The organism is Streptomyces sp. NPDC049597 (assembly GCF_040675505.1).
Taxonomy (GTDB): Bacteria; Actinomycetota; Actinomycetes; order Streptomycetales; family Streptomycetaceae; genus Streptomyces.
Genome location: NZ_JBFAOY010000036.1, coordinates 21,903 through 35,163, shown reverse-complemented (window position 1 = coordinate 35,163; position 13,261 = coordinate 21,903). Strand labels below are relative to the sequence as shown.

The 13,261-nt window shown below is 73.0% G+C and carries 12 protein-coding genes; 5 read left to right on the top strand and 7 right to left on the bottom strand.

Features of this window, described 5'->3' with window-relative positions; all coding sequences use genetic code 11:
• Positions 1-68 precede the first annotated feature (68 nt).
• The 3 genes from AB0K02_RS29305 to AB0K02_RS29295 form a co-directional block, all read right to left on the bottom strand.
• Positions 69-590, bottom strand: coding sequence for a hypothetical protein (locus AB0K02_RS29305; protein ID WP_365995568.1), 522 nt, complete (start codon positions 588-590; stop codon positions 69-71).
• Positions 591-803: 213 nt separating this feature from the next.
• Complete coding sequence (locus AB0K02_RS29300) at positions 804-2,615, bottom strand: ABC transporter ATP-binding protein (RefSeq protein ID WP_365995581.1); 1,812 nt, start codon at positions 2,613-2,615, stop codon at positions 804-806.
• Positions 2,616-2,659: 44 nt separating this feature from the next.
• Entirely contained in the window at positions 2,660-4,372 is a 1,713-nt protein-coding gene (locus AB0K02_RS29295) for an ABC transporter ATP-binding protein (protein WP_365995566.1), read from the bottom strand.
• A gap of 299 nt (positions 4,373-4,671) precedes the next feature.
• On the opposite strand from AB0K02_RS29295, the gene AB0K02_RS29290 reads away from it, so the two are divergent.
• The 5 genes from AB0K02_RS29290 (at position 4,672) to AB0K02_RS29270 (ending at position 10,120) form a co-directional block, all read left to right on the top strand.
• Positions 4,672-5,667: an iron chelate uptake ABC transporter family permease subunit gene (locus tag AB0K02_RS29290; protein ID WP_365995565.1), complete on the top strand. Its 996-nt coding sequence runs from the start codon at positions 4,672-4,674 to the stop codon at positions 5,665-5,667.
• A gap of 118 nt (positions 5,668-5,785) precedes the next feature.
• A complete protein-coding gene (locus tag AB0K02_RS29285; protein ID WP_365995564.1) occupies positions 5,786-6,907 on the top strand; it encodes an iron chelate uptake ABC transporter family permease subunit in 1,122 nt (373 codons plus the stop codon).
• Positions 6,904-7,785: an ABC transporter ATP-binding protein gene (locus AB0K02_RS29280; RefSeq protein ID WP_365995563.1), complete on the top strand. Its 882-nt coding sequence runs from the start codon at positions 6,904-6,906 to the stop codon at positions 7,783-7,785. Before AB0K02_RS29285 ends, AB0K02_RS29280 begins: the two co-directional genes overlap by 4 nt.
• A 20-nt stretch (positions 7,786-7,805) precedes the next feature.
• The gene (locus AB0K02_RS29275; RefSeq protein WP_365995580.1) at positions 7,806-9,386 is read left to right on the top strand and encodes an amidohydrolase; all 1,581 of its coding nucleotides are present in this window, start codon (positions 7,806-7,808) and stop codon (positions 9,384-9,386) included.
• 245 nt (positions 9,387-9,631) lie between these two features.
• Positions 9,632-10,120: a GNAT family N-acetyltransferase gene (locus tag AB0K02_RS29270; protein ID WP_365995579.1), complete on the top strand. Its 489-nt coding sequence runs from the start codon at positions 9,632-9,634 to the stop codon at positions 10,118-10,120.
• A gap of 141 nt (positions 10,121-10,261) precedes the next feature.
• Here AB0K02_RS29270 and argB read toward each other — a convergent pair whose 3' ends face one another.
• The 4 genes from argB to AB0K02_RS29250 all read right to left on the bottom strand — a co-directional run bounded on the left by argB (position 10,262) and on the right by AB0K02_RS29250 (position 13,208).
• On the bottom strand, positions 10,262-11,140 hold the full coding sequence (argB, locus tag AB0K02_RS29265) for an acetylglutamate kinase (protein ID WP_365995578.1): 879 nt from the start codon (positions 11,138-11,140) through the stop codon (positions 10,262-10,264).
• A gap of 137 nt (positions 11,141-11,277) precedes the next feature.
• The gene (locus AB0K02_RS29260) at positions 11,278-11,427 is read right to left on the bottom strand and encodes a hypothetical protein (RefSeq protein ID WP_365995562.1); all 150 of its coding nucleotides are present in this window, start codon (positions 11,425-11,427) and stop codon (positions 11,278-11,280) included.
• Positions 11,424-12,461, bottom strand: a complete 1,038-nt coding sequence (gene argC, locus AB0K02_RS29255) for an N-acetyl-gamma-glutamyl-phosphate reductase (RefSeq protein ID WP_365995561.1) — start codon at positions 12,459-12,461, stop codon at positions 11,424-11,426. The genes AB0K02_RS29260 and argC overlap by 4 nt, the downstream gene beginning before the upstream one ends.
• Positions 12,462-12,539: 78 nt before the next feature.
• A complete protein-coding gene (locus AB0K02_RS29250) occupies positions 12,540-13,208 on the bottom strand; it encodes an isochorismatase family protein (RefSeq protein WP_365995560.1) in 669 nt (222 codons plus the stop codon).
• Positions 13,209-13,261 lie beyond the last annotated feature (53 nt).

The window sequence follows — 13,261 nt, the reverse complement described above, 5'->3', positions numbered from 1 at the left end:
GTGCTCGCTGCCCGGCGCGGGGAACGTGCCCGCATCCGCAGCGAGAAGGGCATCCGCCGGGGCTGACGTCAAGCACCTTCAAGGGGGTGCGCCTGTCCCCGTGCCCGGTGCCGCTTCGCGTACGACCAGGTCACGGCGGTCATCAGTGCCGGTATGGCGAACAGCGGGGCGAAGACGAAGGCCCAGACGGTCTGTGCCGTACCGCTCGACATGTACGTCTGGCTCTCGACGGTGAAGGCGACCACGAGTTGCCCCAGTGCCACCAGGACGAGGATGCCCGAGGCGGTCCAGGCCGGCGCGGCGAGGGCTCCTGGGCGCAGGCGGCGCCACCGGTCGCTGACGAGCAGCAGCGGTAACAGGGCGGCCAGCTCGGCAAGAACGGAGAGGCCGACGACATAGGCGATGCCCCAGCCCGGGATGTCGTACACGTCGCGCAGCACCTGGTCGCTGTATCCGACGTAGACGCCGGATGCCATGGCGATACGCCACAAGCCGGACGGGAGCGCGCACAGAGGGATCGCGTGGGCGGCGCGGCGAGCCCAGACGGGCGCGGCTGTGTACGCGGCGGCAGGAACGGTCGCTGGTGTCATGCACACATGCTGGCCCTGGACACAGCAGCCGCGCTTCATCCGTCACGGCGCACCCTCTCCACCCTGCGAATGAGGGCCCACCCGCTGAGGGAGGACCTGAGAAGGGCTGGATCGGGAACCGCGGGCACCCGGGCGCCTGCTCTCCGGCCGCCGTGCGGGAACGCGCCGACGTCCGTGGCGCCGGGAGCGGGCGCCGGGAGCGGCCCGGGCGGCTCACGCCTCCCGCGGCGGCTCCCGGCGGCTGTCGGACCAGGCCGACCAGAGAGCGGCGTAGCGGCCGCCCGCCGCGACCAGTTCGTCGTGCGTACCGGTCTCGGCCACCCGGCCCCGGTCGAGTACGACGACGCGGTCGGCGGAGGCGGCCTGGGGCAGGCGGTGGGCCACCATCAGGCCCGTACGGCCTTCCAGCGCCCGTACGGCGGCCGCCTCCAGGACGCGTGCGCCGGCGCTTCCCGCGTCTGCGGTCGCCTCGTCCAGGATGGCGATCGGCGGATCCGCCAGGACGAGACGGGCCAGGGCCAGGTGCTGTGCCTGGGTCACCGTGAGCCGGTGCCCGCCCTCACCGACCACCGTCGCGAGACCTTCGGGGAGCGCTTCGACCCAGTCCAGGGCTTCCACCTGGCCCAGTGCCGCGCGCAGTTCCTCGTCGGTGGCCTCGGGGCGCGCCAGCCGCAGGTCCTCGGCCAGTGGCCCCGCGAACACATGGACCTCCTGGCTGATCAGCGTCACGGCGCGCCGGACTCCGGCCGGGCCCAACTCGCGGGCCTCGACCCCGCCGAGCACGATCGAACCGGCGGACGCCTCGTGGATGCCGGCGACCAGTTTGGCCAGAGTGGTCTTCCCGGCGCCGCTCGCGCCCACCAGAGCGACCCGTTCGCCGCTGCGGACCTCCAGATCCACGTCGCTGAGGACCGGGTGGCCGTCGACGTACGCGTGGCTGAGCGCGGAGACCTTGACCGAGCCGTCCACGGGCTTCTGCTCGGTGTCCGGTTCGGGCCTGGGCTCGACGGGCAGGTTCGACACCCCCACCAGGCGGGCGAGGCTCGCGCCGGCCGACTGCGCGTCGTCGATGAGGAACAGGGCGGCGTTGATCGGATTGAAGAGGCTGTGGAAGTAGAGGGCGGCCGCGGTCGCCGTGCCGATGCTCACGGAGCCGTCGTCCACGAGGAAGAAGCCCGTCACCAGAACCCCGGTCAGTCCGATGAACTCCCCCGCGTTGAGACGGGAGAAGAAGCCGGAGACAAGCCGGATGCCCTGCAGCGCGAGGCCGACGGCCTCCCCGGAGCGCCGCTGAAGTGCCTGCGCATGGCTGCCGGTGAGACGGAACGCGCGTACGGTGCGCACACCGCCGATGCTGTCGAGGAGCTGGTGCTGCAGCGCGCCGCTCGCCACCCGGTGCCTGGCGTACACCGACGCGGCGCGCGGGATGTACCAGCGCACCGTCAGTACGTGCACCGGCACGGCGAGCAGGACGGCGAGCAGGAAGCGCCAGTCCAGTACGGCGAGTCCGACGAGCGTCAGCGCGATGGTGAGAAGCGCCGCGGCGAACTCGGGCAGCGCCTGGCGTACCGCCTTCGCGATGATGGTGACGTCGCCGGTCACCCGGGAGGTCAGGTCGCCGGAACCGGCCTGTTCGACACGGTCCAGGGGCAGGCGCAGCGCCCGTCCGACGAACCGCTCGCGCAGGTCCGCGAGGACGGTCTCGCCGAGGCGGGCGACGAGCGAGTGGCCGATCGCGGTCGCCACGCCCCGGGCCACGGCCACCGCCAGGAGCAGCACCATCGGCACGGTCAGCGCGTCCGCCCCGCGCCGTTCGGCGACGAGGTCGACGATGCGTCCGAGCAGCGGGGCGGTGAGCAGGCCGATGCCCGTGCCGGCGACGAGCACGGTGACCGCGATGACGGCCAGGAGCCGGTGGTGCCGCAACAGCGCCCGGACGGCGGCGAGCGTCTGTGCGCCGGTCGCGGTGGGCAGCAGCTCGCGTTCCCCGCTCGCGCCGCGGTCTGCCGTACGGGGTTCGGTCATCTCGCGTCCTTCGTCGTTCACGGGATCGCCGCTCGTGACCTCGGTCATGCCAGCACCGCCGCACGGTAGGTCTCGTGGGAGGCGACGAGTTCGGGATGGCGGCCGTCGGCGGCCACGGCGCCGTCGTCGAGCAGCACCACGCGGTCGGTCGCGGCGAGCAGCGTGGGGCTCGTGGTGACCAGGATCGTCGTACGGCCGTCCCGAAGCTCCCGCAGGCGGGCGGCGATACGTGACTCGGTGACCGTGTCGACCGCGGTCGTCGGGTCGTGGACGACGAGGACCGGGGAGTCGGCGGCGAGCGCCCGGGCCAGCGCCACCCGCTGGCGCTGACCGCCGGACAGGGAGCGGCCGCGTTCGGCGAGGACGGTGGCCGTGCCCTCGGGGAGCGCCCGCGCGACGTCGTCGGCGGCGGCCGCGGCCAGGGCGGGGGCGAGTTCGGCTTCCCCGGCGCCGGACCCCGCCCGTACGTTGTCGAGCAGACTGCTCTCGAACAGATCGGCGTCGTGGTGGGCGACGAGGATCGCGCGGCGGGCGTTTTGAGGGTCCAGCTCGGTCAGTGGTACGCCGTCGAGTTCGACGGCCCCTTCGGCGGGGTCGAGTTCCCTGCCCAGGCAGAGCAGCAGGTCGTGCGCCGCCGCCGGGTCCTTCGCGACGACACCGACGACGGAGCCGGCGGCGATGTCGAGGTCGACGCCGCGCAGGACGCCGTGTCCGAGCCCGCGCAGCCGGACTCCTCCGGGCACGGAGTCGGGGAGCACGGCCTGTCCGGTCGCGACGGCGGGCGGCGAGGCGAGCACCTCGGCGATCCGGTCGGCGGAGGCACGGCCGAGCGCCAACTCGCCGTTGACGTACGTGAGGAGCTGGAAGGGGCCGAGGAGGTACTGGGCGAGTCCGACGGCCGCCACCAGTTCGCCCACGCTGATCGAGCCGCGCATGGCCAGGTGGGCGCCGGCGAGGCCGATGACCGCGATGAAGATGCCGGTGAGGGCGAGGATCGCGCCGTCGTGCCAGGCTCGGCTGCGGGCGGCCCGCAGCGCGGCGGCCAGGGAGTCCCGGCTCGTGCGCCGGTAGCGGGACACGGCTGCGGCCTCCGCCCCGATGCCCTTCAGCACCCGCAGGCCCGAGACGAGGTCGGCGGCGACGCCGGAGGCGTGCGCGGCACGCTCCTGCTCGATCTCGCTGCGCTCTTCGAGGGGGCGGCTGATCCGGTGGCCGATCCACAGCAGGGGCGGCACACCGAGCAGGATGAGCAGGCCGAGCGGCACCGAGACGCGAAGCAGCGCCACCGCGCTGACGATCAGCCCGGTGAGTGCCGACACCGCGTACGGCACGGCGGCCGCGACCGCTCCGACACGGGTCGCGTCACCGGTGGCGACGGCCGTGAGCGCGCCGGGCAGCCGTCCGGCGTCGGCTCCGCCACGGGGGTCGAGCACCCTGGTGCCGAGGTCGACGCGGAGCTGGTGCGCTGCGTGTTCGCCCGCCCCGTCGGTGATCCTCGCGGCGGTCCGGTAGCACGTGGACAGGACCAGGAAGAGGACGGCGAGGACGAGCAGCCAGCGCAGCAGAGCGGCCGAGGAGCCGGTGGACACGGCCCGGTCGATGACGACGCCGATCACGACGGGGACAAGGGCCTCGCACGCCTGGTGGGCCATGCCGAGGAGCGACGCCCCGACGACCCGCCGGCGCTGACCCCTGATCGTTCTCCGGAGGACGAGGCCCCCCGTCGGACCCCCCTCGTTCGGTCCCCCCACGGGCATGCGGTACCTCCGCGAAGACGTCGATTAGTTAGGTAAGCCTACTCTAATCAGGTCGCCTGCCAAGGCCGTCGGCGGTGGTCGCGCCCACCCGACCCGTGACCGCCGGCCTCGTCGGACGGGTCGACGCGTTGACCCGGTCGAGTGGTTCGGTTAGCCTCACCTAAGTCTCTGTCTGTTGTCACGTCACATGTGGTGTCTCGCGCGGGAGTCGCCGCCAGGGGGAGTTGTCGTTGCCGGTCGAAACCCAAGCGGCACCCAGGAGATCGGGCGGTCCCGCCGCGCCGGGGGTCCGCCGGTCCGTGGCCGCCCTGCGCGGTCTGGGCCTGCTCGCGACCCTGGCGGCCCTGGTCCTCGTCGGACTGCTCAGCGTGTGGCTGGGCACCCGGGGCATCCCGTTCACGTCCACCTGGAACGCGCTGTGGCAGCCCGACGGTTCGGAGACCTCGGTCATCATCCACGAGTACCGGATCCCCAGGACCCTCCTCGGGCTGCTCGTCGGTGTGGCCCTCGGACTCTCCGGCGCGCTCATGCAGTCGCTGACCCGCAACCCGCTCGCCGACCCGGGCCTGCTCGGCGTGAGTCTCGGCGCGTCCACAGGAGTCGTCGTGGCGATCGCCTTCTTCGGCGTGGGCACGGCCCTGGGCTATGTGTGGTTCGCGTTCCTCGGTGCGGCGGCGGCATCGGTGCTCGTCTACGTCCTCGGCTCCTCCGGGCGGACGCTGGCGACGCCCGACCGACTCGTCGTCGCCGGAGCGGCGGTGACGGCGGTGCTCTTCGCCTTCAGCTCCGCCGTACTGCTGCTCAACCCGCGCGCCTTCGACCAGTTCCGGTTCTGGACGGTCGGGTCCCTGGCGGGCCGCAGCACGGAGATCGTCCTCATCACCCTGCCCTTCGTCGTCGTGGGCCTGCTCCTCGCGCTCGGCCTGGCCCCCTCCCTGAACGCCCTGGCCATGGGCGACCAGGTGGGGCGAGCGCTCGGCGTGAACGTCGGCCGGACCCGGGTGCTGGGCGCCGTCGCCGTGATGCTCCTGTGCGGCGCGGCGACCGCCGCGGCCGGCCCGATCGGCTTCGTGGGCCTGGTCGTCCCGCACGTCGCCCGCTTCGTCGTGGGCCCCGACCAGCGCTGGGTACTGGCCTACTCGATGCTGTTCGCACCCGTTCTGCTGATCGGCGCCGACGTCCTCGGACGGGTCCTCGGTTCCCCGGGCGAGATCCAGGTCGGCATCGTCACCGCGTTCCTCGGAGCCCCGCTGTTCATCGCGCTGTGCCGCCGCCGGAAGCTGGTCATGCTGTGAGCGGCACGCACGAGACCGCCGGCCCGCAGACAGGCCACAGAGCCGCACCTCCGCTCCTCGCGGGCGGGGACGGCGGTACCTCCCAGGCGTCAGCCCTGGGGGAGAACAAGGAGACCGTGTGAGTGCCGTACGGGAGTCAGAGGCATCCGCCCCCGATCAGCGCCCCGTCAAGAACCGTGCCGTCCCGGCGGCGCCGCGCGTCGTCACCGGGATGGTCGTCCGTACCCGCAAGGGCGGCCTCTCGCTGCGGGTCCAGGGCCGCGCCCTGGCCGTCACTGCCGTCCTGGTCGCCGCGCTCGTCCTGCTCATGGGCGTCACCCTCACCACCGGCGACTTCGAACTCTCCGTCGGTGAGGTCCTCCAGGCGCTCTTCGGCAACGGCTCCGGAGCCGCGGACTTCATCGTCAACACCCTGCGCATGCCGCGGCTGCTGACCGCCCTGTGCGTCGGCGCCGCCCTGGCCGTCAGCGGCGCCGTCCTGCAGAGCCTGACCGGCAACGCGCTGGGCAGCCCCGACATCATCGGCTTCACCAACGGCTCGGCCACCGGAGCCCTCGTCGTCATCGTCGTCCTGAACGGCAGCATGACCCAGATCGCCCTCGGCGCACTCGTCGGAGGCCTCGCCACCGCCGCGGCCGTCTCCCTCCTCATGCTGGGCCGGGGCCTGCAGGGCTTCCGTCTGGTCGTGGTCGGCATCGGCGTCAGCGCCCTTCTCCTCGCCCTCAACTCGTACCTGATCACGCGGGCGAGCTGGCAGGAGGCGCTGGAGGCCCAGGCGTGGCTGATCGGCAGCCTGGGCAACCGCCTGTGGATCCACGCGAACACCATCGGCCTCGCCGTCGTCGTGCTGCTCCCGCTCGCCTTCTTCCTCGCCCGCCGCCTGTCCATGGTGGAGATGGGCGACGGCATCGCCACCGCGCTCGGCGTCGACGTGACCCGGACGCGGGCGGCCCTGCTCGTCATCAGCGTCGCCCTGGCCGCCTTCGCCACCGCGGTGACGGGCCCGATCGTGTTCATCGCCCTGGCCGCTCCCCAACTGGCCCGCAGACTGACCCGCTCGTCCGGCCCCGCTCTCCTGCCGTCCGCCCTCATGGGCGCCCTCCTGCTCGCCCTGAGCGACCTCGTCGTGCAGCGCGTCTTCGCGCCGGCGCTCCTGCCCGTGGGCACGGCGACCGGGACCATCGGCGGGCTCTACCTCATCTGGCTGCTGATCACCGAGTCGCGAAAGAGCCGCGCATGACACACGTGAACGCCCCGACGCCCCGGCTGCGAGCCGAGGGCCTCACGCTCTCCTACGACCAGCGGACGGTGGCCACCTCCCTCGGCGTGGACATTCCCGACCAGTCCTTCACCGTGATCCTCGGTCCGAACGCCTGCGGCAAGTCCACCCTGCTCAAGGCGCTGTCACGGATGCTCACGCCGAAGGCGGGACAGGTCTACCTCGACGGCAAGGCCATCTCCTCCTACCGCTCCCGCGAGGTCGCCCGCCGGCTCGGGCTGCTCCCGCAGTCGTCCAACGCGCCCGGGGGCATCACGGTCGGCGACCTCGTGGCGCGCGGCCGCTACCCGCACCAGCGGATGCTGAAGCAGTGGTCCACCGAGGACGAGGCGGCCGTGACCGAGGCGATGCGGCAGACCGGCGTACTCGAACTCGCCGACCGGCCCGTGGACGACCTCTCCGGCGGCCAGCGCCAGCGCGTCTGGCTCTCCATGGTCCTGGCCCAGCAGACCTCCCTCCTGCTGCTCGACGAGCCCACCACGTTCCTCGACATCGCCCACCAGGTCGAGGTGCTCGACCTGTGCGCCGAACTGCACGCACGCAAGGGCCACACGGTCGTCGCCGTCCTGCACGACCTCAACCAGGCCTGCCGCTACGCCACCCACCTCATCGTGATGCGGGCCGGCGGCACGGTCGCGGCCGAGGGCGACCCGGCGACGGTCATGACCGCCGAACTCGTCGAGGACGTGTTCGGCCTGCCCTGCCGGATCATCGACGACCCCGAGACCGGCACCCCGCTGATGGTGCCCGCCGCGCCCAGGCGGCACGAGGCGGAGGCGGGCGGGCGCGACGCGCAGAGCACCGAAGCCGCCGACGCCGTACTCGCCGAAACCTCCTAGGGACGGACGGAGCACCCATGCTGCTGTGCACGAGAGTCACGAACGCGCGCATCCTCACCATGGATCCGGACCACCCGGTCGCCCACGACATGGGCATCTGGCACGGCCGGATCGTCGGCCTGGACGAGGCCGTGACCTCGTTGCCCGCACGCGAGGTCGTCGACCTCCAGGGCGCCACCGTGCTGCCCGGGTTCATCGACAGCCATGTCCACCTGGCCTGGACAGGACTGAAAGCGAGCTCGCCGAGCCTCGCCGGCTGCGAAACGATCGAGGACGCCCTCGCCGTCGTGGCGGAGGCGGTCTCCCGCCCGAGCGAGCCCGGCGCGTGGGTGCACATCGGCGGCTACGACCAGCGCGCTCTCGGCCGGCATCTGACGGCGGCCGAACTGGACCGCGTCAGCTCCGGCCGCCGCGTGTTCGTGATGCACGACTCCGGCCATGCCTGCGTGGTCAACAGCGCCGTCCTCGACCTGCTCCCGGCCGACGTGCCCCACGAGGACGGCGTCCTCGTGGAGAGCGCGATGGGCGCCGTACGGCGGCTGCGCCTCCCGTACGCGCAGGAGGAGCTCGCCGACGCGATCGAGTACGCGGGCCGCGTCTGCCTCGCCGAGGGGATCACGGCCTGCGCCGAAGCCGGCATCGGTGGTGGCCTGCTCGGCCACAGCCCCGTCGAGCTCGGCGCCTACCAACTCCTGCGGGACCAGGGCCGGCTGCCCCTGCGGGTCCAGCTCATGCCCGGGGCCGACACCCTGCGGCCGCTCGGTGCCCATGAGCGGGACGGCATCCCCCGCGCGCTGGACCTGGGTCTGCGCACGGGCTTCGGCGACGACTGGCTGTCCGTCGGCGCGCTCAAGATCTACACCGACGGCGGCATGATGGCGCGTACGGCCGCCCTCACGGCCCCGTACGAAGGCACGACCCGAACCGGTCAGCTCCAGGACGACCCGGAGCGCCTCGCCTCCCTCATCGTCGACGGGCACCTCGCCGGATGGCAGCTCGCCGTCCACGCCATCGGCGACCGGGCCGCGGACCTCGCCCTGGACGCCCTGGAGCAGGCACAGGCGCTGCGGCCCCGGCCCGACGCGCGCCACCGTATCGAGCACGCCGGGCTGATCCGGCCCGACCAGCTCCCGCGCTTCGCCCGGCTCGGGCTCAGCGCGGTGGTCCAGCCCAACTTCCTGCGGTACTTCGGCGACGACTACGCGACGATCATGGGCCCGCACCGGGCTCCGTGGATGTACCGGGGCCGGGGCTTCCTCGACCACGGTGTCACGCTCGTCGGCAGCTCGGACCGGCCCGTCACCGACGGATCGCCGCTGCGGGCCGTGCAGTTCATGGTCGAGCGTGCCTCCACCTCGGGCCGGTCGATCGGCCCGGACGAGGGCATCACCGTCGACGAGGCCCTGCGCGCCTACACGGTCGCCGGCGCCTACGCCTGCCGCTGGGACGACAGTGCGGGCAGCCTCGGCCCTGGCAGGCGCGCCGACTTCGTCGTCCTGGGTGACGACCCGCGGAGCGTCGATCCCTCCCGGATCGGTGACATCGAGGTCGTGGCGACCTTCGTGGACGGACGTGAGGCGACGGAGAGCCGGAAGCTGTGAGCGATCCGATAGCCCCGTGGAGAGGGGGTCGCGCCCGGATCCACGAGGCCGGCGCGGGGAGCGACCCGTGCGGAGAACGCTCGTGACGACGCGACTTGGCCATTCGCTTAGGTAAGGCTAGCCTTAGTTCGAGTGTTTCACCGGGGTCACGCGGCGATCCAACCTCCCTTCGCGCACGGTGGAACCGAGGAAGGAAAGCCTTGATCACGGCCACGCCGCGCGCTGCCACGCTGTCGCCCCGCGCGCTGCTCGCACCCGGCCTCCCCCCGTTCTCCGTTCGGCCCGCGCGGCCCGACGACGCCGCCGGGCTCGCCGCCCTCTCCCGGCCGTTCGTGCGCTCGGGAGCGCTGCGCGAGCGTACGCAGGCTCAATATGCTGCCCAGGCGCGTGACTTCCTCGTCGCCGAGGCCCCCGACGGAACCCTCGAAGGGTGCCTCGGGCTGAGTGTCCATCGCGCCGACCCGTCGGCCGGCCGTCCCGCTGCCGGCGTCCTCTACAGCTTCTGCGTCGCCGGGCACCGGCAGGGGTGCGGCATGGGAGCCCGGCTCCTGAACGCCGCGCTGGCGAGGGCCAGGAGCCGGTCCCTGGCCACCCTGTTCACGGCGACGACGGGCAGTGGCCGCCTCTTCCTGCGGCACGGCTTCGCACCGGCCTGCCCGAGCACGGCGCCGACGGCCTGGGCTCAGTCCCTGGACCCCCGCCGCAACGCACGCGTTCTGGCCCGCGCCCTGTGACGTGACAAACGCGAAGGACGGGCCCGGGAGCCGATACGGCTCCGGGCCCGTCCTGGCGGCATCGCCGCGTCCCCAGCGTCCGGCATCGAGGATCGCCGGCTCTCGCCTGTGCCGTGACGCTTCGTCAGGTGATGTCGGCGGTCACGCGCCGTCCTCCCCGGCCTCGCTCTTTGGGACCGGGTCAGGAACCACGGTCGTGCCCGGTCCGTCCTCGGCGAAGACGCCGCGCAGCAGCGCGTGCGGCACCCGGCCGTCGATGACCTGTGCTCTGCGGACACCCGCTCGTACCGCCCGCAGACACCCCTCCATCTTCGGGAGCATGCCGCTCGCGAGCTGGGGGAGCAGTGCGTCCAGTTCACCGGCCGTCAGACGGTCGATCACCTCGGTGCTCCGCGGCCAGTCCGCGTACAGCCCCTCGACGTCGGTCAGCACCACCAGCCGCTCGGCGCCGAGGGCCACGGCCAGCGCGGACGCGGCCAGATCGGCGTTCACGTTGTAGACCTCCCCGTCCGCGCCCCGCGCGATGGGCGAGACCACGGGGATGCGGCCCTCCTCGAGCAGCGTGCGTACGGTGGCGGGTTCCACGGCCACGACCTCGCCCACGAGACCGATGTCCACATGCCGGCCGTCCACCCACGCGGGGCGCCGTACGGCCGTCATGGTGTGCGCGTCCTCGCCCGACATGCCCACGGCGAAGGGGCCATGGGCGTTGAGGGCGCCGACGAGTTCCCGCTGGACCTGGCCGGTCAGCACCATGCGCACCACGTCCATGGTCTCGGGCGTGGTCACCCGCAGGCCCGCCTCGAAGCGGACCTCCAGGTCGAGGCGGTCCAGCATGGCGCTGATCTGAGGTCCGCCGCCGTGTACGACGACCGGGCGCAGGCCCGCGTGCCACAGCTCCACGACGTCCTGGGCGAACGTCCGGTGGAGTGCGGGGTCCACCATGGCGTTGCCGCCGAACTTGACGACGACCGTCCGGCCCTGGAGTTCCTCCAGCCAGGGCAGCTCGGTGGTGGTCAGTTCAGCGGCGGCGGCGTCGGTGTCGGCGGCGGCGCGCGACGACCCCCGGTTCACCACCAGGGCCAGATCGCGGTCTCCGGATTCCTTGGTGCCGGCGGCCACACCGCCGGCGAGGAATCCACGGGCAGCGGTCACGCTCACTGTGCTTCTCCGTTCTGCACCAGGGCCTGGGCGGTGCCCCCGACTCCGCCCGCGTCGCCGAGGGCAGCAGCCGTCGGAGGCAGGGGGATCAGGGGTGCGGGCATCGTCGTCGGCTGAGGACCGGCGGCTGCGTACGCGTCGCTCACGGAGCCACTCCGTTCGTGGGCAGGCCCAGCCCTTCCGGCAGGCCGAGGGCGGCATTCATGCACTGCACCGCGCCACCCGCGGTGCCCTTCGTCAGGTTGTCGATGGCGCTCACGCAGATCAGCCGGCCGGCGTCCGCGTCCACGGCGATCTGCACCTGGGCGGTGTTGGAGCCGAGCACGGCGGCCGTCGACGGCCACTGGCCGGGCGGCAGCATCCGTACGAACGGCTCGCCGGCGTACGCGGCTTCGTACGCCGCGCGTACCGCCTGCTCCCCGGCTGCGGCCGTGTCCGGGCGCAGGCGTGCCGAGCACGTGGCGAGGATGCCTCGGGGCATGGGAGCCAGAGTCGGCGTGAAGGAGACCGTGACCTGCTCGCCCGCCACCCCGGAGAGGCTCTGCGTGAGCTCGGGTGTGTGCCGGTGGCCGCCCCCGACTCCGTACGGGCTCATGGAGCCCATCACCTCGGCACCGAGCAGCCGCGGCTTGAGCGCCCGTCCGGCACCAGACGTCCCGCTGGCCGCGACGATCACGGCCTCCGGCTCCACCAGCCGGGCCGCGTAGGCGGGGAACAGTGCGAGCGTGACCGCCGTCGGGAAGCAGCCGGGCACCGCGATCCGCCGGGCGCCCTTCAACTCGTCCCGCGCTCCGGGGAGTTCCGGGAGCCCGTAGGGCCACGTCCCGGCGTGGGCGGAACCGTAGAAGCGTTCCCAGGCCGCCGCGTCACGCAGCCGGAAGTCCGCGCCGCAGTCCACGATCAGTGTGCCGGGGTCCAACTCCCGTGCGAGCGCGGCCGACTGCCCGTGCGGCAAGGCCAGGAAGACCACGTCGTGACCGCGCAGGGCAGCCGCCGATGTCTCGTCGAGGACCCGGTCCGCGAGCGCGGCCAGCTGTGGCTGTACGGAGCTGAGGGACCGGCCCGCGCTGCTGTGCGCGGTCACCGCGCCGATCTCCACTCCGGGGTGCGACACCAGCAGGCGCAGGATCTCCCCGCCCGCGTAGCCGCTGGCGCCGGCCACCGCGACCCTTACCGTCATGTTCTTCCGTCTCTCTAGGTACGTGTGAGGCTGCCGTCACAGGGTGGGCGCCGCAGGGTCGCCGCCGCGGGGACTCGGTCACGCGTCCCTGCGAACGTCTCGCGGCGACCTGTTGAGCAGGAGGTCGCGCAGGAGCGCCTCGGTCGTGCACACCACACCGCTCCGGGCCGCCCAGCGCAGGGCCATGGCGTGCTCCTCGGGGGAGAAGTCCGCGACGGCATCGGCGACGACGAAGGGCTGGATGTCGTTCATGAAGGCGTCGGCGGCCGTCAGGAGGACGCCGAGATGGGCGAACACCCCGCAGACGATCAGCTGGTCGCGCCCCTCCGAACGCAGCAGCCTCCCGAGGTGGCTGCGGAGGAAGGCGTTCTGGCGCACGTTGGCGAGCAGGTGCTCGCCGGGGCGCGGCGTGAGCGGAGCGATGATCGCGGCCGCGTCGGGTTCGTCGCCGATGCCCGGGCCCCAGACGTCCGCGACGAGGCCGCGCTGGCCGGGCCGTTGGGCGGCCGGCTCGGCGCTGAAGACCACCGGCATGCCGAGAGCCCCGGCGAGTTCGCGCAGGGCCGCGATGTTGTCGACGAGCTCCACGACCGGGGACTGCCCGGCGGGGAACGCCTCCACGAAGTGGTTCTGCATGTCGTGGACCAGGAGCGCGGCGCGACCGGGGTCGATGGTCCAGGAGGCGCAGGAGCGGGGGAGGGCACCCGGGCCCGGCATGGGGTAGGAGTCGATGGCCGGCAGGCCCATGGTGATTCCCCCTGATGACGTGCGCGCGAAGCCGCGCCCCGATGTCGATTAGC

What these genes read in the sequence shown, in the direction of transcription:
- AB0K02_RS29305 (WP_365995568.1), bottom strand. Translation starts at nt 590, where the DNA reads ATGACACCAGCGACCGTTCCTGCCGCCGCGTACACAGCCGCGCCCGTC.
- AB0K02_RS29300 (WP_365995581.1), bottom strand. Translation starts at nt 2,615, where the DNA reads ATGACCGAACCCCGTACGGCAGACCGCGGCGCGAGCGGGGAACGCGAG.
- AB0K02_RS29295 (WP_365995566.1), bottom strand. Translation starts at nt 4,372, where the DNA reads ATGCCCGTGGGGGGACCGAACGAGGGGGGTCCGACGGGGGGCCTCGTC.
- AB0K02_RS29280 (WP_365995563.1), top strand. Translation starts at nt 6,904, where the DNA reads ATGACACACGTGAACGCCCCGACGCCCCGGCTGCGAGCCGAGGGCCTC.
- argC (WP_365995561.1), bottom strand. Translation starts at nt 12,461, where the DNA reads ATGACGGTAAGGGTCGCGGTGGCCGGCGCCAGCGGCTACGCGGGCGGG.
- AB0K02_RS29250 (WP_365995560.1), bottom strand. Translation starts at nt 13,208, where the DNA reads ATGGGCCTGCCGGCCATCGACTCCTACCCCATGCCGGGCCCGGGTGCC.